17 protein-coding genes and 2 pseudogenes are annotated in these 20040 nt (G+C 62.5%); 5 read left to right on the top strand and 14 right to left on the bottom strand.

Annotated elements, in window-relative coordinates:
• Nucleotides 1–42: 42 nt before the first annotated feature.
• Nucleotides 43–381, top strand: coding sequence for a DUF1840 domain-containing protein (locus H9K75_RS09675; RefSeq protein ID WP_187725616.1), 339 nt, complete (start codon nt 43–45; stop codon nt 379–381).
• 113 nt (nt 382–494) lie between these two features.
• On the opposite strand, the gene H9K75_RS09670 is transcribed toward H9K75_RS09675, so the two are convergent.
• The 8 genes from H9K75_RS09670 to H9K75_RS09635 all read right to left on the bottom strand — a co-directional run bounded on the left by H9K75_RS09670 (nt 495) and on the right by H9K75_RS09635 (nt 10165).
• Entirely contained in the window at nt 495–1484 is a 990-nt protein-coding gene (locus H9K75_RS09670; RefSeq protein WP_187725615.1) for a tripartite tricarboxylate transporter substrate-binding protein, read from the bottom strand.
• Nucleotides 1485–1689: 205 nt separating this feature from the next.
• Complete coding sequence (locus H9K75_RS09665) at nt 1690–2937, bottom strand: phenylacetate--CoA ligase family protein (protein ID WP_187725614.1); 1248 nt, start codon at nt 2935–2937, stop codon at nt 1690–1692.
• A 107-nt stretch (nt 2938–3044) separates the two neighbouring features.
• Nucleotides 3045–3884 carry an ABC transporter ATP-binding protein gene (locus tag H9K75_RS09660; RefSeq protein ID WP_187725613.1) on the bottom strand — a complete coding sequence of 280 codons (840 nt, stop codon included), beginning with the start codon at nt 3882–3884 and terminating at the stop codon, nt 3045–3047.
• 99 nt (nt 3885–3983) lie between these two features.
• Nucleotides 3984–5297 carry an ABC transporter substrate-binding protein gene (locus tag H9K75_RS09655; RefSeq protein WP_187725612.1) on the bottom strand — a complete coding sequence of 438 codons (1314 nt, stop codon included), beginning with the start codon at nt 5295–5297 and terminating at the stop codon, nt 3984–3986.
• Between the two features lie 106 nt (nt 5298–5403).
• Nucleotides 5404–6468, bottom strand: coding sequence for a branched-chain amino acid ABC transporter permease (locus tag H9K75_RS09650; protein WP_187725611.1), 1065 nt, complete (start codon nt 6466–6468; stop codon nt 5404–5406).
• A 15-nt stretch (nt 6469–6483) separates the two neighbouring features.
• Nucleotides 6484–7413 carry a branched-chain amino acid ABC transporter permease gene (locus H9K75_RS09645; protein ID WP_187725610.1) on the bottom strand — a complete coding sequence of 310 codons (930 nt, stop codon included), beginning with the start codon at nt 7411–7413 and terminating at the stop codon, nt 6484–6486.
• A gap of 12 nt (nt 7414–7425) precedes the next feature.
• The gene (locus H9K75_RS09640; RefSeq protein WP_187725609.1) at nt 7426–8214 is read right to left on the bottom strand and encodes an ABC transporter ATP-binding protein; all 789 of its coding nucleotides are present in this window, start codon (nt 8212–8214) and stop codon (nt 7426–7428) included.
• Nucleotides 8215–8239: 25 nt separating this feature from the next.
• A complete protein-coding gene (locus H9K75_RS09635; RefSeq protein WP_187725608.1) occupies nt 8240–10165 on the bottom strand; it encodes an AMP-dependent synthetase/ligase in 1926 nt (641 codons plus the stop codon).
• A 304-nt stretch (nt 10166–10469) separates the two neighbouring features.
• Between H9K75_RS09635 and H9K75_RS09630 the strand changes: the two are divergent.
• From H9K75_RS09630 to H9K75_RS09610, 4 genes and pseudogenes are all read left to right on the top strand, one after another.
• Nucleotides 10470–12266 (top strand): annotated as a pseudogene (locus H9K75_RS09630) (AAA family ATPase).
• Between the two features lie 7 nt (nt 12267–12273).
• Nucleotides 12274–13041, top strand: coding sequence for a general secretion pathway protein GspB (locus H9K75_RS09620; RefSeq protein ID WP_187725606.1), 768 nt, complete (start codon nt 12274–12276; stop codon nt 13039–13041).
• Nucleotides 13042–13142: 101 nt separating this feature from the next.
• A complete protein-coding gene (locus tag H9K75_RS09615) occupies nt 13143–13964 on the top strand; it encodes a Crp/Fnr family transcriptional regulator (RefSeq protein ID WP_187725605.1) in 822 nt (273 codons plus the stop codon).
• Nucleotides 13965–14327: 363 nt separating this feature from the next.
• A pseudogene (locus H9K75_RS09610) lies at nt 14328–15054 on the top strand (pseudouridine synthase); the annotation flags it as partial.
• 53 nt (nt 15055–15107) lie between these two features.
• Here the strand turns inward: H9K75_RS09610 and H9K75_RS09605 are convergent.
• The 6 genes from H9K75_RS09605 to H9K75_RS09580 all read right to left on the bottom strand — a co-directional run bounded on the left by H9K75_RS09605 (nt 15108) and on the right by H9K75_RS09580 (nt 19895).
• Entirely contained in the window at nt 15108–15977 is an 870-nt protein-coding gene (locus tag H9K75_RS09605) for a Csu type fimbrial protein (RefSeq protein WP_187725604.1), read from the bottom strand.
• On the bottom strand, nt 15938–16129 hold the full coding sequence (locus tag H9K75_RS09600; RefSeq protein ID WP_187725603.1) for a hypothetical protein: 192 nt from the start codon (nt 16127–16129) through the stop codon (nt 15938–15940). Before H9K75_RS09600 ends, H9K75_RS09605 begins: the two co-directional genes overlap by 40 nt.
• An 11-nt stretch (nt 16130–16140) precedes the next feature.
• Nucleotides 16141–18375, bottom strand: coding sequence for a fimbria/pilus outer membrane usher protein (locus H9K75_RS09595; protein WP_187725602.1), 2235 nt, complete (start codon nt 18373–18375; stop codon nt 16141–16143).
• Nucleotides 18376–18564: 189 nt separating this feature from the next.
• Entirely contained in the window at nt 18565–18738 is a 174-nt protein-coding gene (locus H9K75_RS09590; RefSeq protein ID WP_187725601.1) for a hypothetical protein, read from the bottom strand.
• Complete coding sequence (locus tag H9K75_RS09585) at nt 18735–19340, bottom strand: fimbrial biogenesis chaperone (protein ID WP_187725600.1); 606 nt, start codon at nt 19338–19340, stop codon at nt 18735–18737. Before H9K75_RS09585 ends, H9K75_RS09590 begins: the two co-directional genes overlap by 4 nt.
• A gap of 42 nt (nt 19341–19382) precedes the next feature.
• On the bottom strand, nt 19383–19895 hold the full coding sequence (locus H9K75_RS09580; protein ID WP_187725599.1) for a Csu type fimbrial protein: 513 nt from the start codon (nt 19893–19895) through the stop codon (nt 19383–19385).
• Between the last annotated feature and the right edge of the window lie 145 nt (nt 19896–20040).

Here is a 20040-nt window from a genome sequence, read left to right as displayed (position 1 = left end):
CGTCATCCACCTACTGAATGAACAACGCAAAGCGAAATTGACATGCTCTACAAATTCAAATCCCGCTCGACGGCCGACGTCATCATGCTCGAGCCCAATGCTCGCCAGATCCTCACGATCATCGGCAAGGACCCCAATGAACACCACGGCATCGTGACCGTCGCGCAGATTCCCGGTGCCATTGCCGCGCTCGAAAAGGCCGTAGTGGCCGAAGAGAATCTGGGCCGTGCCGACAAGGACAAGATTTCCGAATCCGACAATGCCGCCGAGGACGATCAGAACGTCTCCGAAGGTGAACTCGTGGAACTGCGCCAGCGCGCAATCCCGTTCATCGACATGCTGCGCCGCAGCGCGGCCGAGAACAACGACGTAATCTGGTAAGTTTTCGACAGCCGGGCAGCAAAAAAGGTGGCCTCGAAAGAGGCCACCTTTTTTGGAATCGTCACCGGGATAACCGACACCAGGCTCGGCGATCCCGGTACGGCGCAGCCGGATCAGTCCGCGTAAGCGCCCGCGGCCTTGATGATCGGGCCCCACTTGTTGATTTCGCTGATCACGAATTTCTTGTGGCCTTCGGGTGTCAGGCGGTCGTCATTGGCGATCACGGCACCGAGAGCCTCTTCGTTCTTCACGAAAGTCGGATCCTTCAAAGCCACCTTGAGCGCGTCGTTCACGGTCTTGATCACGGCGGCAGGCGTGCCCTTGGGCGCGTACAGGCCGTGCCAGATCGTCACTTCAAAGCCCTTCAGGCCTTCTTCCTGCAACGTCGGCAGATCCTTGAGCGCGGGCGTGCTCAGGCGCTTGGGCGTGGTCACGGCGTAGGCCTTGACCTTCTTGCCTTCGATCTGCTGCGTCGTGTTAGTGGTCTGGTCACACAGCAGATCGACCTGATTGCCCATCAGGTCGGCAATCGCGGGTGCGGCGCCCTTGTACGGCACGGGCGTCATCTCGGTCTTCAACTGGCTCTGGAACAGCAGGCCGCACAGGTGAGATGCGGACCCGATGCCAGCATTGGCCAGGTTGATCTTGCCCTTGTTGGCGGTGATCCAGGCGCTCAGTTCCTTGTAGTTGTTGGCAGTCAGCGTGGGCTTGCCGACCAGCGTCATGGGCACGTCGTTGATGATGCCCATGTACTCGAAGTCCTTCTCCACATTGAAGGGCAGCTTGCGATACAGGCCGGGCACGGTCGCCATGCCGATGTGGTTCAGCAGCAGTGTGTAGCCGTCCGGATTGGCGCGTGCCACCTTGGCCATGCCGATGGAGCTGCCCGCACCTGCGGTGTTGTCGATCACGATGGTGGCGCCACCCAGCGGCTTGCGCAGGGCTTCGGCCAGATCGCGCGCCACGCGGTCGGTGGGGCCACCGGCGGTGAACGGAACCACGATGGTGATGGTCTTGCCCTTCTCAGGGAAGGTCTGGGCGGATGCGCCGAATGCGGCGAACACCGCGACGGCGGCGACTGCGAACTTGAATGTCTTCTTCATACAGGGTCCTGGTGACAGAGGGCGCAATGGTAAAAAAGATTGCCGTAGGTTGCATCAAGGAAACCACTGAGAAGTGAGCACCTATTCTCTTGATCGCTACCCATTGATGCGGCAAATTGACATTCAGAGTGGTGTTTGCGGCTCTGGACGTCAATTTCGTGAAAGATGGCTGTGCTAGGTGGTTGCCCAAATAGCAGACGGCCATTCATTGATAGCTGCGTGCGTCCTCGATCACCTTGCCGTCGTTGGGCAGGGTGCCGGGCGCGACCATTTCGATCTCGCCGCGCAGCTTGGTCACATCGCGCAGCGCTTCCGCCACCTGTGCGGCAAAGCCTGCGGCGGTTTCGCTGGTCTCGACCCTCAGCGTCATCTGGTCATTCGCCATCTCGCCGCTGACCACCAGGCGCGCCTTGGCGATCTGCGGAAAACGCCGGGTGACCGTCGCCACCTGACCCGGATGCACGAACATGCCGCGCACCTTCGTCGTTTGATCGGCGCGACCCATCCAGCCCTTGATGCGGGTATTGGTGCGTCCCGTCGGGCAGTGACCCGGCAGAACCGCCGAGAGATCGCCCGTGCCAAAGCGGATCAGGGGATAGTCGGCGTTCAGCGTGGTGATCACCAGTTCGCCGACTTCGCCTTCCGCGACGGGATCGCCGGTGCCCGGGCGCACGATTTCGACGATCACGCTCTCGTCGAGCACCAGACCTTCGCGGGCTTCGGTTTCGTAGGCGATCAGGCCCAGATCGGCCGTCGCATAGCACTGGTAACCGGCGACGCCGCGCTCGGCCATCCAGTCACGCAGCGACGGCGGAAACGCCTCGCCAGACAGCAGGGCCTTGGTCACGCTGCCGAGCTTTACGCCCTGTTCTGCGGCCTTCTCCAGAATGATCTTGAGAAAGCTGGGTGTGCCGATGTAGCCCGCGGGCCTGAGTTCCGCCATGGCCTGCACCTGCTGCTCGGTCTGGCCCGTGCCCCCGGGGAAAACCGTGCAGCCGAGCGCATGCGCGCCGGTTTCCATCATCGAGCCCGCGGGCACGAAGTGGTAGCTGAAGCTGTTGTGGACCAGCTCGCCGCTGCGAAACCCAGCGGCATGCAGGGCACGTGCCATGCGCCAGTAGTCCTTCTTCGTGCCCTCGGGTTCGTAGATGGGGCCGGGGCTCGCGAAGATGCGCGGCATTGCCGCGCCGAAAGCCAGCGTGCTGAAGCCGCCGAGAGGGTCGTTTGCGCGCTCCTTCTGCTGGCGTTCGAGCAGCTCATATTTGCGCGTGACGGGCAGTCTGGCGAGCGCCTCGCGGCTGGTCACCGATGCGGCATCGACGCCCGCGAGAATGTCCGCAAACGCCTTGGATTTGTTTTGCGCGTTCGCGACCTGCGCAGGCAGTGCGGCCATCAACGCAGCCTCGCGATCCTTCGGGTCGCGGGTTTCCAGTGCATCGTAGAAGGACGTCATGACAATTTCCTGGGGCACTCGGGCCGCATGGAGCCGCCCGAGTTAAGTGGGGGTTTTCGGGAGGTGGCCGAAAAATGAAAAACCGGTGGGTGAGCGATGGGCCGGACTTAAGCCAGCCAGCGCTTGCGGCGCTTGTAGCTCTTCACGTCCTTGAAGCTCTTGCGCTCGCCGCCGCCCACGCCGAGGTAGAACTCCTTGACGTCCTCGTTGTTGGCCAAGGACTGCGCTTCGCCATCCATCACGATGCGGCCACTTTCCATGATGTAGCCGTAGTCGGCGTATTTGAGCGCCATGTTGGTGTTCTGCTCGGCCAGCAGGAAGGTCGTGCCTTCCTTGGTGTTCAGGTCCTTGACGATGTGGAATACCTCGTCAACGATCTGCGGCGCGAGACCCATCGACGGCTCGTCCAGGAGCACCATGCGCGGGTTGCTCATCAAGGCACGTCCGATCGCGCACATCTGCTGCTCGCCGCCCGAGGTGTAGGCCGCCTGCGAAGTACGACGTGTCTTGAGACGCGGAAAATAGTTGTAGACCTTCTCGAGATTGGCAGCGATTTCCCCGCGATCCGATCGCGTGTAGCTGCCGGTGAGCAGGTTTTCTTCAATCGTCAGGTGGGCAAAGCAATGACGGCCTTCCATCACCTGCACCACGCCGCGCTTGACGAGTTCGGCGGGCGAGAGGTTTTCGATGCGCTGGCCTTCGAGCGTGATGCCACCCTTGGTGACTTCGCCGCGCTCGCCCTTGAGCAGGTTCGAGATCGCGCGCAGCGTCGTCGTCTTGCCGGCGCCGTTACCGCCGAGCAGGGCCACGATGCGTCCCTGCGGCACCGACAGCGAAACGCCTTTGAGCACGAGGATCACGTGGTTGTAGATCACCTCGATACCGTTGACTTCCACCAGCGGCGCGGCAGCCGTAGAGTGCGGTTGGGTTGTTAAGGTATCGCTCATGCAATGTCCTCTTGATGTGGTGATGGGTCGGATATCGAGGTTGCGATACGCCCGTTGCGCGTCAGATGCCGACGCGCAACGGGCGCTAGGGTCACAGCATTAGCTGCAGGAACGCGTCTTGACGTTCTTTTCCTTGGCGTACTTGTCCGCGTATTCCTTCACGAGCGGATCGACCATGGACTTGTCCGCCTGATACCAGTCGGAGCCGACCACGAACTTGGAGCCGTCCCAGGTGGCGATGCGTGCCCAGTCGGCGCCGATGTGGTTGTCACAGCTGGTCTTGAAGGGGCGCAGCATCTTGCCGAAGCCAAGCTCGTTCAGACGCTCTTGCGTGAGGTTCAGGTTTTCCAGACCCCAGCGCACTTGCTCGGACGTCACCACCTTGCCCTTGCCGTATTTTTCCTGTGCGGCACGGATGGCTTCCACCTGCAGCATGGCGATCATCACGCCGCGGTTGTAGGCGAGCTGACCGATTTCGCTGGCGCTCTTGGCCGTTCCCTGTCCCTTGTCGTAGACTTGGGTCTTGATTTCATCGAGCACCTTGTCACGGTCCGCAGTGTTGTGGATCGTCACGGTGTTGTAGCCCTTGGCACCCGCGCCGATGTCCTTCACGTCATGGTCCGAACCACCCCACCACACGGCGTACATCTTCTCGCGTGGGTAGCCCGTGGCCTGCGCTTCACGCACGGCGGTTGGCGTCATCACGCCCGCAGACCACAGCAAAACGTAGTCGGGGCGTTGCTGGCGGATCTGCAGCCATGTCGATTTCTGCTCCACGCCAGGCGCGGTAACCGGCAGCAGTGTCAGCTCGAAGCCATCTTTCGCGGCACGCTTTTGCAGCAGCGGAATGGGCTCTTTGCCGTACGGCGAGTCGTGATAGACGAGCGCGATCTTCTTGCCCTTGAGGCTGCCCTTTTCCTTCTTCAGAATGTCCTGGATCATCGAGTCGGCGGCGGTCCAGTACGTGCCGAGCAGCGGGAAGTTCCACTCGAACACCTTGCCGTCCACCGCTTGCGAGAGGCCGTAGCCGGGCGTGATCACGGGCATCTTGTCGCCGGGCGCCTTGTCGGTCACCGCGAACGTGATACCGGTCGATTGGGTGTCAAAGCCCGATGAGCCGCCGTCCTTGCCCTTCAGGCGTTCATAGCACTCAACACCTTTGGCTGTGTCGTAAGCGGTTTCGCATTCCTCGAACTTGATCTTCACGCCGTTGATGCCGCCGCGCGCATTCACGAGCTTCAGGTAGTCCTGCTTGCCATCGCCCCATGGGATTCCCAGAGGCGCGAACTGGCCGGTGCGGTACACCAGCAGTGGCACAAATTGCTCCTGTGCGTGTACAGCAGGTGTTGCCAACATGGCGCCCATTGCTGCCGCAACGGTGGAAGCAGCGATCGCAACTTTTCTCAACATCATGTTTGAAGTCTCCTAACGGTGGTGGGACGAATCCCGGGGTTTGCTGACACTCTTTCGTGGTGTCTTCGATGAGTCACGGAAAAACGAAAAATCAACGGCGCAGTGATCAGTGAGGGAACGGCCAGACGCGCAATTTCTGACGTGCCGTCGCCCACAGCTTGGCAAGACCGTGCGGTTCGACAATCAGGAAAAACACGATCAATGCACCAAAAATCATGTGCTCCAGATAGGTTGCCGTCGCGGTGGACAGCGGCAGGCCCAGCCAGTGCGGAATCTGATTGAGCACGAGCGGCAGCAGGATGAAGAATCCGGCACCAAAGATGCCACCGACGATCGAGCCCAGGCCACCGATGATCACCATGAAAAGCAACTGGAACGAGCGGTCCAGGCTGAATGCCGCGGGCTCCCAGGCACCCAGGTGCACGAAGCCCCAGAGCGCGCCGGCGATGCCGACGATGAATGAACTGACCGCGAACGCGGACAGCTTGGCATACACCGGGCGAATGCCGATCACCGAGGCCGCGACGTCCATGTCGCGCATGGCCATCCATTCGCGGCCAATCGCGCTGCGCACGAGGTTCTTAGCCGCGAGGCCGAGCAGGCACAGGATGATCAGGCACAGCAGATATTTCTCCATCGGAGTGTCGATCTTCCATCCCGCAATCGACAGTGTTCCGGCGCTCACCGAGCCCGAGGAGGAATTGTTGGTGACCCATGCGGCGCGGGTCGTGAGCCAGTCCACGAAGAACTGCGCCGCGAGCGTGGCAACCGCCAGATAGAGACCGCGAATGCGCAGGCTGGGCAGACCGAAGATCACGCCGAACACCATCGCCACGAGGCCGCCGCCGAGCAGCGAAATCGGCAGTGGCATGCCTTCAAAGCGCGACTGGAAGTTGTATGCCGCGTAAGCGCCCACGGCCATGAAGGCCGCCGTGCCCAGCGAAATTTGCCCGCAGTAGCCCACCAGGATATTGAGACCGATGGCCCCGAGCGACATGATCACGAACGGAATCAGGATGGCCTGGAAAGTGTAGTCGCTGGCGACAAACGGGATCACCAGAAATGCAATCGCCAGTACCAGCAGGATGGCGTAGCGATCCTGCGCCACGGCGAAGATTTGCTGATCGGCCTTGTAGGTGGTCTTGAACTGACCGCTTTCACGATAAAACATGGTCTGTTTTCCCTCTTACACGCGGTCAATGATCTTGTCGCCGAACAGCCCCTGAGGCCGCACCAGCAGAAAGCACAGGGCAAGTCCGTAGGCGAACCAGGTTTCGATGCCGCCACCCACGAGCGGACCCAGATACACCTCGGAGAGCTTCTCGCCCACGCCGATGATCAGGCCGCCGATGATGGCACCCGGCAGCGATGTCAGGCCGCCCAGGATCACCACTGGCAGCGCCTTCAGTGCCACCAGCGACAGCGAATACTGCACACCCAGTTTCGATCCCCAGATGATGCCCACGACCAGCGCCACGCCGCCCGCGACCGACCAGACGATCACCCAGATGCGCGACAGCGGAATACCGATGGACTGCGCAGCCTGGTGGTCATCGGCCACTGCGCGCAGTGCGCGGCCCGTCTTGGTTTTCTGGAAGAAGATGCTCAGGCAGATCACCAGCACCGCTGCAATGCAGGCCGCATACAGATCCTCCATGCTGATCATGACGCCGCCCGGGAAAATGCCATCGAGAATGAACGTCGGATCCTTGGGCATGCCGACGTCGATCTTGTAGACTTGGCTGCCGAAGATCAGCGGGCCCAAGCCATCGAGGAAGTACGCAATGCCGAGCGTCGCCATCAACAGGGCGATGGGCTCCTGATTCACGAGGCGGCTCAGCGCAAAGCGTTCGATCAGATAGGCGACGATCACCATGATGACGAGCGTGACCACGATGGCGAGCAGGTTGCCGACGAGCCCCGGCGCCATGCCGAGCCACTGCGGTATCCATTCCGAGAAGCGGGCCATGGCCAACGCCGAGAACAGCACCATCGCGCCCTGCGCGAAGTTGAAAACGCCGGATGCCTTGAAGATCAGCACGAAGCCGATGGCGATCAGCGCGTAGAGCGTTCCGACCATCAGGCCGCCGAACAAGGTTTCGAGAAAAAATCCCATGCTCGTGCTCCTTCAATGACTCGTGCCGAGGTAGGCCCGGATCACGTCTTCGTTGTTGCGTACTTCGTCGGGTGCGCCGTCGCCGATCTTCTTGCCGTAGTCGAGCACGACCACGCGGTCCGAGATGTCCATGACCACGCCCATGTCGTGTTCGATGAGCACGATGGTGGTGCCGAATTCGTCATTCACGTCGAGGATGAAGCGGCACATGTCCTGCTTTTCTTCGACGTTCATGCCGGCCATCGGCTCGTCGAGCAGCAGCACCTGGGGCTCCATGGCCAGCGCGCGCCCAAGATCGACGCGCTTTTGCAGGCCGTAGGGCAACTGGCCCACGGGCGTCTTGCGGAACGCCTGGATCTCGAGGAAGTCGATGATGTGTTCCACGAACTCGCGGTGCCGGACCTCTTCGCGCTCGGCGGGGCCAATGCGCAATGCCTGCAGCAGGATGTTGCTTCTGATCTGGAGGTTGCGGCCGGTCATGATGTTGTCGATCACGCTCATGCCCTTGAACAGCGCGAGGTTCTGGAACGTGCGCGCCACGCCCATTTCCGCCACCTGGCGGCTGTTCATGTGATCAAAGGTCTTGCCGCGAAAGGTGATCGATCCTTCGCTGGGCGTGTACACGCCGTTGATGCAGTTGAGCATGGAGCTCTTGCCTGCGCCGTTCGGGCCGATGATGGAGCGGATCTCGTGCTCCTTCACGTTGAACGAGATGTCGGTGAGCGCCTTCACGCCGCCGAATCTGAGGCTGATGTTGTTGATGTCCAGAATGACATCGCCGATCTTCTTGTCGTTGCTCATGATGGGTGCTTGCCTCGCTTGCGTCTCAGGCGACCGCTGGGTGGCGTTTGGCGTCGGCAATCGCCAGCGTGGCACTCACGCTGCCCTTGCGACCGTCCTCGAACTTCACCTGGGTTTCAATGAATTGCTCGGTTTTGCCGCCATAAAGCGCATCGACGAGCACACCATATTTGTCCGCGATGAAGTTGCGTCGCACCTTGCGGGTGCGCGTCAGTTCATCGTCGTCCGGGTCGAGTTCCTTGTGCAGCACGAGGAAACGCGCCACCTGCGTGTCGGCCATTCCGGGCTCGGCGGCCAGATCCTTGTTGACCTGCGCAATGCAATCGCCGATCAAGGCAATGACCATCTGCTTGGTGGCGAGGTCCACATAGCCACCGTAGGGCAGGTTCTGGCGTTCGGCCCAGTTGCCTACTGCCTCGTAGTCGATATTGATGAACGCGCAGACCTTGTCACGCTGGTTGCCAAAGCACACGGCTTCCTTGATGTGCGGGAAGAACTTGAGCTTGTTCTCGATGTAGTTGGGCGCAAACATCGCGCCGCTGTTCATCTTGCCGACGTCCTTCGCGCGATCGATGATGCGCAGGTCGCCATCGGCATCGAGCACACCCGCGTCGCCCGTATGGAAGTAGCCGTTGGCGTCGATCACCTCGGCAGTCGCGTCGGGACGCTTGTAGTATTCCTTGAGCACCGAAACGCCCTTGACCAGCACCTCGCCGTTGTCCGCGATCTTGAGTTCAATGCCGGGCGCCGCGCGGCCCACGCTGTTGAGCTTGACCGCACGGTCGCGCTGGATGCAGACGTAGGCGCAGGTTTCGGTCTGACCGTAGAGCTGCTTGAGGTTGATGCCGATGGAGCGAAAGAAGCGGAACAGGTCCGGGCCAATCGCCGCGCCGGCGGTGTACGCCACCCGAATGCGCGACAGGCCCATCACGTTGCGCAGCGGGCCGTAGATGAAGACATCTCCGAGCTTGTACTTGAAGCGATCCATAGCGCTCACTGACTTGCCGTCGAGAATGTCGGAGCCGACGCGGCGCGCCAGATCCATGCATTTCTCGAACAGCCAGCGCTTGGGCTTTGCGGCATCTTCCATGCGGATCGACACCGAGGTGAGCATGCCTTCAAAAATACGTGGAGGCGCAAAGTAGTAAGTAGGCCCGACTTCCCGCAGATCGATGTTGACCGTGCTCGCCGATTCGGGGCAGTTGATCGTGAACCCTGCCGACAGCCATTGCGCGAACGAGAAAAGATGGTCACCGACCCACGCTGGCGGCAAATAGGAGATCACGTTGTCGGACGGGTTCAGCTTGTCCACTTCGATGGCGCCCTGGGCAGAGCCGGCGAAGCTGCTGTGCGTCTGGCAAACGCCCTTGGGCGTGCCGGTGGTGCCCGAGGTGTAGAGAATGACCGAGACGTCATGCGGCTCGACACTTTCCACCATTCTTTCCCATGCGCCGGGGTTCGCCCGATCCCACTCCGCACCTTGTTTCATGAGGTCTTCGGTGCTGATGAGTCCGGGAGCATCGTACTTACGCAGGCCGCGCGGGTCGTCATAGATGATGTGACGAATCGAGGGAACGGTCTCGCGAACCTCGAGTAACTTGTCCACCTGCTCCTGATTTTCTGCGAACGCGAAGGCGATTTCGGCGTCCCGCATCACAAAGTTCATTTCCGAAGCCACGGCGTCCTGATACAACGGAATCGGCACACCGCCAATGCTCTGCACCGCAACGAAGCCCAGATAGACGTGAGGCCGGTTGTCACTCACGAACGCAAGATTCAATCCTCGTTCAAATCCCAGAGCGAGCAGGCCACAGGCCATCTGGCGTACCTCGGTCGCGGCCCTGCGCCAGCTCCAGGTCTGCCAGATGCCATACTCTTTCTCGCGCAAGGCTGCTGCATCCGGTCTCTCGGCGGCGTGTCGCAGCAGCAAATGGGGGAACGTCGTCTTCATTCCTGTACCTATCCAGTGGGTGAACCGATGAGCCCATTGCAAAAAGCAACGGACGTGTACATCAAGATGTTGCAGATGGTAGAAAGAACTTTGACGCCTATATGTCTTTGCGCTGACAATTTGCGGGTTAGTCCTCACGGGTCTAACCCTGCTGTGGTGAAGTGGGTGACAAAACCCGGACATCCCGGTGCTTTCAAGGGTTTTCGATGATGTTCGGACGCTTTTATCTGTTTATTCCCGCGCGCATGCCAGCCTCGTTTGCGCCGTCACGGGGTTGATTCACTCAGGCGTTATCCTCGACACCATGTACGCCTCGTTTTTCGGGCTGGAACACCAGCCTTTTTCCATCGCACCGGATCCGCGTTACCTGTTCATGAGCGACCGCCATCGCGAAGCGCTCGCACACCTGCTCTACGGGCTGGACGCGGGTGGCGGCTTCGTGCTGCTGACGGGGAAATCGGTACCGGCAAGACCACGGTCTGCCGCTGTTTTCTGGAGCAGATCCCGGCGCACTGCAACGTGGCCTACATCTTCAATCCCAAACTCACGGTGCTGGAGCTGTTGCGATCAATCTGCGACGAATTCGGGGTCGCGCACGCTCCGGCGGTGCCGGGCTCGGAGACCGTCAAGGACTGCATCGATCCGCTGAATGCGTTCCTGCTCGACTCCTATGCACGCGGTCGCAACAACGTGCTGATCATCGACGAGGCGCAGAATCTCGCGCCCGACGTGCTCGAACAACTGCGTCTGTTGACCAACCTCGAAACCAGCGAGCGCAAACTCCTGCAGATCATCCTGATCGGCCAGCCCGAGCTGCGCGCCATGGTGGCCGAGCCGTCGATGGAGCAACTCGCGCAGCGCGTGATTGCGCGTTATCACCTTGATGCGCTGAGCCTTGATGAGACGCGCCAGTATGTCGCGCACCGCCTGAGCGTTGCGGGTTTGAAGGGCCCGTCGCCCTTCGGCTCCAAGGCCTTGCAACGCGTGCATGCGCTGACGGGCGGCGTGCCAAGGCGCATCAATCTGCTGTGTGATCGGTCGCTGCTTGGCGCATATTCGGCGGGCTCGCGCGAGGTCTCCGAGGCAGTCGTCAAACAGGCCGCGCGAGAGGTCTTCGACGCAAAAAAGAGCAGGGCGGCCACGCATGCAAATGCGGACCAACGCGCCACTTCGTCGAGCCGCATGTGGTGGCCCGTGAGCGCGCTGGCGCTCGCGCTGGTGGCAGGAGGCGCGGGCTGGGCCTTGCGTGGAGAGCCCGCGCGTGACAGCGCTGCGGCGGCGAAGTCTTCGGCATCCGGGTTGCCATCGGGCGCTGCGGCTGCTGCCGCGCCTGCAAGCGTTGCGAGTGAGCCCGTGGTCGCGGCTTCCGCTGCGATTGCGGAGGCTTCTTCCGTTGCGTCTCAGCCCGTGGCCGCCGAGACCGCTTCGGACAGCGCCTCATCGGCGGCTGTTTCGCCCGCAGCCTCGCAGATGAGTCTTGACCAGTTTCTGGCGCGCAGACCGGCGACGACGGTTTTGCCGCATGGAAGGTGCTGGCGTCCCACTGGAACCTCAAGCTCACGGCAAGAGCGCCGATCCCTGTCCCGCGCTCGCGCGCGGCGGCGTGCAGTGTTATCGCAATCGCAAGGCCGGTCTCGCGCTCGTGCGCCAGCTCAACCGGCCGGTGCTGCTCACGCTGGTCTCGAACAACCGCAACGGCCAAGCCACCAGGGTGAACGCGGTGCTCGTGGCGCTCAATGAAGAGGACGCGTGGCTAGAGGGCGCCAACGGCTCGCAGACGATGATTCCGGTGAGCGAACTGGCATCGCTGTGGCATGGTGAAATCACGACGCTGTGGCGCGCGCCCAAGGTGCTCGCCGAAGGTGCCGACCCCGCCACCCAGCCCGAGGCACAGGAGTGGCTCGACGAGCAGTTGTCGAACTGGCCGGGCGCCAAGGCCAAGCCCACGTCGGGCAGACCGACGGCGGTGCGGCGCGAGCGCATCCGGCAATTCCAACTGGCGCAGGGCATCACGCCCGATGGCCAGGCCGGCCCGCTGACCCTGATGTTGTTGAATCGCGCCGCCGGAGTGGCGGAACCGCGTCTGCGTACTGGAGCTTGAGTTACCCATGTCCTATATCCTCGATGCGCTTAGGCGCGCCCAAGCAGAACGCGGCAGGGGTAACGTGCCCGGTCTGCACACGCCGGTGGTGTCCACGGCCCCCTCGGGCAAGACGCCCGCTCGCAACAATCACAGCGGCGGTGGCCCGCGCGGCGCATGGCTGATTGCCGGACTGGCCGCTGCGGCCGCATTGGCGCTGGCGTGGCTGCAGTTTGCGCCGCGCAACCCGGATGTGCGAACCCCCGTGATCGTGGCGCAACCAACCGCGCCCGCACCTGCAGCGCCAGTGGCTTCGTCCGCCGCCGCCGAAGCTGCGCCGGAACCCGCGCCCAAGCCTGCGGCGGCGGCAGTCGCCGAGGCCCCGGCTCCGCTCGAAATCGATGTGACGCCACCTCCCCCGCCACCCGCCGCGCCGAAACCTGCCGCGTCGGCACCGGCCGCTGCGAAGCGCGAAGCCCGGTCCACACCAGCCTCGGCGCCCCCTGCCGTGCCCGCGTCGGCTCCAGCGTCCGCACCGGCAGCGCCCGCGCAGTCGGGCGCACCAGCGGCGCCGATATACACCGTGGCCAATCTGCCCGCCGCCGTGCGCGAGCAATTGCCCAGCCTGCAACTCGCAGGCATCACCTACTCGTCCAATCCCAAGTACCGCATGGTGATCGTCAACGGGCAGGTGTTGCATGAAGGTGAATCCGCAGGGCCGGGCCTGGTGCTTGAGCGCATCGAGAACGCGCGCACCATCTGGGCGTTTCGCGGATACCGGTACGCGCTGCCGTGAGTTGATGAGCGTGGGTGCGAGTGCGGGCGCGGCACGCTTGCAACGCGATCGGGTTATCCCTCCTTCCTACAAGCGGTCATCCTGAGCGATGCTCTCGCGCTATGAGTCAGGAACTCTCGTTGCATCAACGTCGTCGCCTTCCATCCGCGCAGGAGCTCGATGGAATCCCGTGGCTGCGCCTTCTCAATTCGCATGAACGCGAGCGCGCCATCGCCTCGCTGCTCGTGGGCGATGCGCTGCGCGGCGACTATGTCTGTCGCATCGGCCATCCCGTGACCTACTGGTTCGGTCTGGTCGAAGGTCTGCTCAAGATGAGTGCCGACAATGCCGATGGTCTCACCATGACCTTTACCGGCGTGCCGCCCGGCGGCTGGTTTGGCGAGGGCACGGCGATGAAGCGCGAACCGTATCGCTACAACATCCAGGCGCTGCGCAAAAGCCTGGTGGCCGGGTTGCCGATCGACACCTTCCATTGGCTGCTTGATCATTCGATTGGCTTCAACCGCTTCGTGATGAACCAGCTCAACGAGCGACTTGGACAGTTCATCGCCGCGCGCGAGATCGACCGCATGGGCAATCCCGACGTGCGCGTGGCGCGCAGCTTGGCGGCCCTGTTCAATCCGGTGCTGTATCCGGCCGTCGGCGAGATTCTGCGCATCACGCAGCAGGAGCTGGCCTATATCGTGGGCCTGTCGCGCCAGCGCGTGAACGAGGCGCTGGCGGTGCTCGAGGAGCAGCGCGCGATCAGCGTCGAATATGGCGGCGTGCGCGTGCTCGATTTGCAGGCGCTGCGCACCGGCATGTTCACGCAGGACCCTGCGGCAAGCGGCGTCGGTGGTCGGCGCACCAAGCGCGGCGCGCAGTCGGCGGTTCTGGGCGACGACGGGGTCGATACCTCAGGCACTTCCATCCAGATCGCCTGAACACCAACGCGCAAGTCCCGTTTGTCGGCGGCCGGGCCGAGGCTTGCGACAATACGCACCATGCCCGAAAAGCCATCATCACCAACATCCTCATCGCCGTCCACACCGGCAGCGGACGCCAGGCGCGGCGCTGCTCCTTCGTCTGAGCGTCCCCGGCTGGCACTCAAGCGATCTCCCGCAGCCAAGGATGCGCCCGCGCCGACGCCGCCTGCGGGCAGCGCCGCGCGTGCCAAGCCATCGAGTGTCGGCGGCAAACCCGCGTACGAACCCAAGCCGCGCGGCAATACCTGGACCGCACCGGCCAGTGGAGCGTCCGCCGTGCGACAGCCGCCGCCGGTGATTCGCAAGGAACCCGGCGACACGATGCGCCTGAACAAGCGCATGGCCGATCAGGGCATGTGCTCGCGCCGCGAGGCCGACGACTGGATTGCCAATGGCTGGGTGCGCGTGAACGGTCAGGTGGCCGAGATGGGCCAGCAGGTCGGCCCCGAGGACCGCATCGACGTCGATCGGCAGGCCCAAGGTAGGCAGGAGCAGCAGGTCACCATCCTGTTGCACAAGCCCATGGGTTATGTGAGCGGTCAGGCCGAAGATGGCCACACGCCCGCCGTGGCGCTGATCAATCCGCGCACCCACTGGCGCGACGATCCCAGTCGCAATCGTTTCACGCCCACGCAACTGCGCGGTATTGCGCCGTGCGGTCGTCTCGATATCGACTCGGTCGGGCTGCTCGTGCTCACGCAGGATGGCCGCGTCGCGCGCCAGCTCATCGGCGAGGATTCGTCGGTCGACAAGGAATATTTGGTGCGCGTGATCTACGAGGACCGTGACAAGGACGTGCGCTCGGTGTTCCCGAGGACAAGCTCGCGCTGCTCAACCACGGCCTGTCGCTTGACGGCCAGAAGCTCAAGCCCGCCAGGGTCGAATGGCAGAACCCGAGCAATTGCGCTTCGTGCTCGTCGAAGGCAAGAAGCGCCAGATCCGCCGCATGTGCGAACAGGTCGGCCTCAAGGTCGTGGGCCTGAAGCGCATCCGCATCGGCAAGGTCGCGCTCGGCAATCTGCCGGTCGGGCAGTGGCGGTATCTGGGGCGGGTGAGCGATTTGAATGAGTGTTCGGGCGGAGCGTCGAACGCTAGGGCCGTTCAGTACGTCACGGTCACCTGCACGCTGTCGCGGTAGTTACCTGGTGTCGCGTCGAGATTCGCGGGCACAAGGCCATAGACCGGGACGTTCTGAACCAGGCCGCTGCCGGTGCCGGAATAGTTGCTGCTGCTCTGGTTGCCCCAGGCCACGGTGCGTGCCGCGTTCTGAAACAGCGAATATGGAACCGAGTCCGTCCCGCCCGACTGAAGCGCCATCCGGCCCTGGCCGTTGGTGCTGGCATTGGACGGTGTCAGATTGATCTTGTACGGCGTCGTGTAGGTGCACTGCACGGCGATGTTGGCCACGGCGTTGCGCGAGGTGTCGCCAATACCCGCGACATCTGCGAACTGCATGTCGCTGACGGTGGAGATCGCGCAGAAGTTCGGCACCTCGGCGGAGACCTCGAATGGAAATGTCGCGTCCACGTTCGTTGTCGTGGAGCAATCCGCCGGGGTCCCGATGGTGGGACTCGACACCGCGAGCAAGGTATTGCTCCCGCCAAAGCTGCTTCGATAAGTGCCCGGTGCCATGGTGGCCGGCATTTGAGTCGAAGAAATGAGGCCGCGCATCGGAATGGTCACCGTCTGGCTGGTACCTCCGCGCCCGGGCACCTGTAGACTGCTGATGACCACGGGTCGTGGCTTGTAGGCCGAGCCGAAGAACACGTTGTCTGAGTTGAGGATCTGGAAGTTCAGGGACGCGGCGCCGCGCGTGCCATTGAGCGCCATCTGCCGCGGCTCCCAACTGGCACTCGCCGATCCGGTGCCGATGGAAAGGCAGACCGCCACATTCCTGTTTGACCAAAAATCCGTCCACTCGCTTGAGCACTTCACCGCAATGCTGCCGTTGATGCTCGCTCCCCTTGCCATGGAATGATCGATCCGAACGACAGGTCGCCCGCATCGGCGGTGCATTTCACGGCGGCCGTGGCAGACCCCGCAACGAACAGCGTACTCAGTAGACCCAGCAGCGTTGCCGACAGCGCCTTGCAGAGGGGGTTGTTGAAAATCATTCGTGGCATGGATTCATCTCTCATGGTCGGCACACGAGCGGCCCGATGGTCGGCACTTCCGTGGGTTTGGCCCCGGGCCAATCCAGATTTGCCGTGCAACTGGAGCCGTTGGGCAGATAGGCCGTCAAGCGGTTACGCTCCTGCAGCGCATCAAAGAAGGTTGCGCCGTCGTAACCGACGACACTGTTCTGTCTGTCTGCATTGTCCGTCGATTTCGACTGCGCATTGGTGGCGATGACGATGCTGCCGATCGGTAGAGGCCGACGGTCGCTGCCGTGCAGCACCACGGTCGCCGAGCGCGCGATGCTCAGATCGAACTTGACCAGCACGCCGGATCGGTCGGTCGGTGCCACCATTCGATTCACGTCGGGCACGCGCATCCGGGCGGGCAGGCTCATGGCGTCAATCGAAATCTTGTTGTCGCGATACGCGCCGAGCTGAGGCACCAGCATCACACCCTTGTCGTTGGTTTCTCCGACGACGATGTTCTCCCGTTTGACCGGAACCCCGGGCACACCATTGGTGCTGACCACGGCGAAGCCATCGAAGATCCTGCGGCTGGCGAAGGTATGACCATCCATCAGGACCAGCGCGCCCGAGGCGCCGAGCGCACCCGATGTGTTGCCGCTGGTGCGAGATACCGCAGCATTCGCTTCGAAGCTGCGGCCCACGTAGTCCACCTGGGCGAAACCGGAGCCGCCGTTGCCCGCCTGTGCGCCGGTTCGCCAGCCCCAGCCGCCTTCGCTGGGTGCGCGCTGATGTGCGGTCGCAGCCAACTGCGTCTTGCCGTCCTGGTGCGAAAGCGTGCTGCCCAGGTTCAAACGTCCGTCCAGATACCAGTTGAACAAAAGCTGTACGTTGCTTTTCTTGCTGTCATCGAGGTTGTGGTTGAGGTTCACGCTCACGTAGGCGCGCGAGCCCATCGAGCGGCTCCAGCTTCCCGTTGCGTAGCGCTGCGCCTCCGTGTCACCGTGGTTGCGCAGATAAACCATGCCCAGATTCAGGCTGCCCCAGCTGGGGTGGCTGTAGCCCACAAAGGCGTTGCCCGAACTCGCGAGGCGAGTGTCCTCATAAAGCGATGCCGCATCACGATACTGTTCGCTCGCGCGCGTGCCCGAGACATTGACGTTGAAGCGCTGGTTGCTCCAGTTGTAGTCAAGCCTTGCGAGCGATCCGCTTTGCCCCTCAAGGCGGCTGCCCGCTGCGGCGGCGCTGATCACGCCAAGGTCGCCAACCAGCCATGAAGCTCCGCCACCGGCATTGACCAGCTTGGGAGTGACTTCCGCATGGCTTTGCAGCGTGAGACCGTCCGTCACGCCATAGCGCCAGGTACCGCTGGTCATGGGATCGGAGCCATAGTTGAACGATGAATTGCCGTAGTCCTTGCGAACCCAGCCCAATTCTGCGGACCAGTCGCTCAGTCCCTTTTTGAGCAACTGATTGGCTTGATAGAAACTGAACTGCAGCGTGGTGGCCCGGCCCAGCGCGTCGGTGAGAACCACCTGGGCGTTGCCGCTGCCGGTCATGCCCGGAATGGCGTTCAGCGAAAACGGACCTGCCGGAACCTTGCCCTGGTATTGCTGGAGACCGTTGATGTACAGCGCCACGTCGGACGGCATGGCGCTCGTGCCCATGAGCGCGGGAAGCGGCGCGGTCGATGCATAAGGCTGCAAGCCAAAGTTGCGCGCGAGCTGAATGCCGCCGATGCGCGTCGCGCGGCTCCACGGCAGCGCGCCGGTCAGCGTGTCACCGATGCGCAGCGTCAACAGATCGTCCTGCCAGGAGCGGCTGTAGGTGGTGTCCAGGCGCACGTTCCTGAAGCTCGACGGCGCCATCGCCGAACCTGACGGGTTCGAGTGGTCCTGATATCGTGACAGCATCGTGTTGCTGATCACCGAATTCTCGCGAAACGCACGAAACTCGGTGGAGGCATTCAATGAGCGGCTCTGGTCACCGGCCCAGCCGTAGAGGTCGTAGTTCACCAGCATGCCTGACGACGAGGTCGGCACGGGCGTGGTGCGCCGATCGGTGTTGATGTCGGTGCTGGTCCAGTTGAGCGCCTCGAACGGCAGCGTGAGCACCAGCGTCTGCCGCCCGGCGTTGAAGTCGACGACGGCAGCGGGGATGGCATTGAGCAGCACCCAGTCGGCGTCGCTGCCCGAACCTGTGGGCAGGGCCTCGCGCTTGACGCCCATGGCGGTCAGCGTCTCGCGCAGCATCCAGACCGAGCCGTTGCGCAATTGCGCGGGCGTCATCCCTTGATCGCGCGTGTTCAGATGGGTAGACAGATACAGCGGGATTCTGTCGCCAGCGGCGCTTGCGGGGCGGGCGCCGTGATCGGAGGCAGATCAGAGGCACGCAGGGGCGAGGCGGTCTGAGCCTGCAGCGCCGAGGTGACGCTGGCCGTCAGGAGAGTGCATGCCGCCCATCGCACCCATCTGGTGTCAGGGTGTCGAGACAACATCGAGCGGCTGCACGTCGCGATTGATCATGGCTTCGAAACGTCCCAGGCCTGCTGCATTGGCGGGCGCGGGAAAGCTCCAGCGGCGTGTCTGTCCGGACAACACATAACCCAGCATGCCGGGCATCAGCACTTGCTTGCTGTCATCTGCTCTCACGGCCTGGAGATCGGCCACCTGTGCGCGGTAGGCCCATTGTTGGTCACGGTGAGCGTCCATTCCCTGGGGGCCTTGTCGACGCGCCATGTGAGCTGCGTCTTGGGCGCATCGTTGGTGTCGCCGAGAAATACCGGCAGGGAATAACGCATGTAGAAATTCAGCGAATTCGAAAGCCCCTTGGGCGGAGCGCTGCCAGCCGCATCAGTCGGAGTCACCGTGGCAGGAATTTCATCGATGATCAGACGGTAGGTCTGCTCGGTGCCGGGCGCTGGCGCGCCCGAGCTGCGGATCACGCGCAGCAACTGGCTGCTTCCCGGAGCGATCTGCAGCATCGGAGGGCTGACGATCAGCGCGTTGCTTGGCGTGAGCAGATCTTCATTGTCCTGCTGCGACCACGCAAACACGCGCACTTGAGCATGCAAAGCGGTCGCGCCGACGTTGCTGAGGGTGATGCCGTCGGCGGACTGCTGCGAGGTGATCTGCAGCGTGGTGGGCGAGACCTCCAACCCACCCGCCCGTACGGTGGACGCCATCAACAAACCGCCGAGCGCACATGTGGCAATCAAGAGTCGGGAAACCGGAAACAAACGCAGACTGAACATGTGAACGCTCGACGATGGGGCGGAGAAATCTGATCTGCTGGATCAGTAGGTCACGGTGATCGTGACGTTGTCCGTGTATTTGTCCTGTGGGACGTCGGGAACGGACGCTACCTTGGCGTAGACCTTGAAATCAACGCCGGCAGAAGATGTTGCGCTCGATGTGCCTGTCACGAAACTCGTCTTGCCCCAAGGCACGACCGCAGCGGCGTCCGAAAAGAGTCCGTAAGCGACGGTCTGGGTTGCATCGGCAGCGCCCTTGAGCGTGCCGGTGTTGTTGGCACCCGCACCGACCGCACCGGGAGTCAGGGAGATGGAGTAGGCGGTCTTCTTCGTGCACTGCATCGTGAACGTGGTGTTGCCGATCAGATTGGTGGCGCCCGTATCGACCGTGCCCAGGTTGATGTCTGCAATGCTGCTGTTGGTGATCACGCACTTGGGCAGCACCGTCAGAGTCACGTCGAACTTGGATGTGGTCGTGGCGGCATGTACTGCCGACGAGGCGAAGATGGAAGCCAGAAGCGTTGCGCCGATGACGGCGGATTTCTTGAAAGACATAAAAAACTCCACAGAAAAAAATCATCCCTTCGTTCGCGCAAGGAAGTCGCGCTACTGGGGAACTGGGTGACTTGCAAAAAGGCCACTGCTGCGGTCCTCTCGCGATGTCCGGACAACGCTGACTGACAACGGATTGCTCCGCTGA

It is taken from the genome of Diaphorobacter aerolatus (genome assembly GCF_014489535.1).
Classification (GTDB): Bacteria; Pseudomonadota; Gammaproteobacteria; order Burkholderiales; family Burkholderiaceae_C; genus Diaphorobacter_A; species Diaphorobacter_A aerolatus.
The sequence above is the reverse complement of the archived record's forward strand: the minus strand, read 5'-3'. Positions and strand labels throughout refer to the sequence as shown.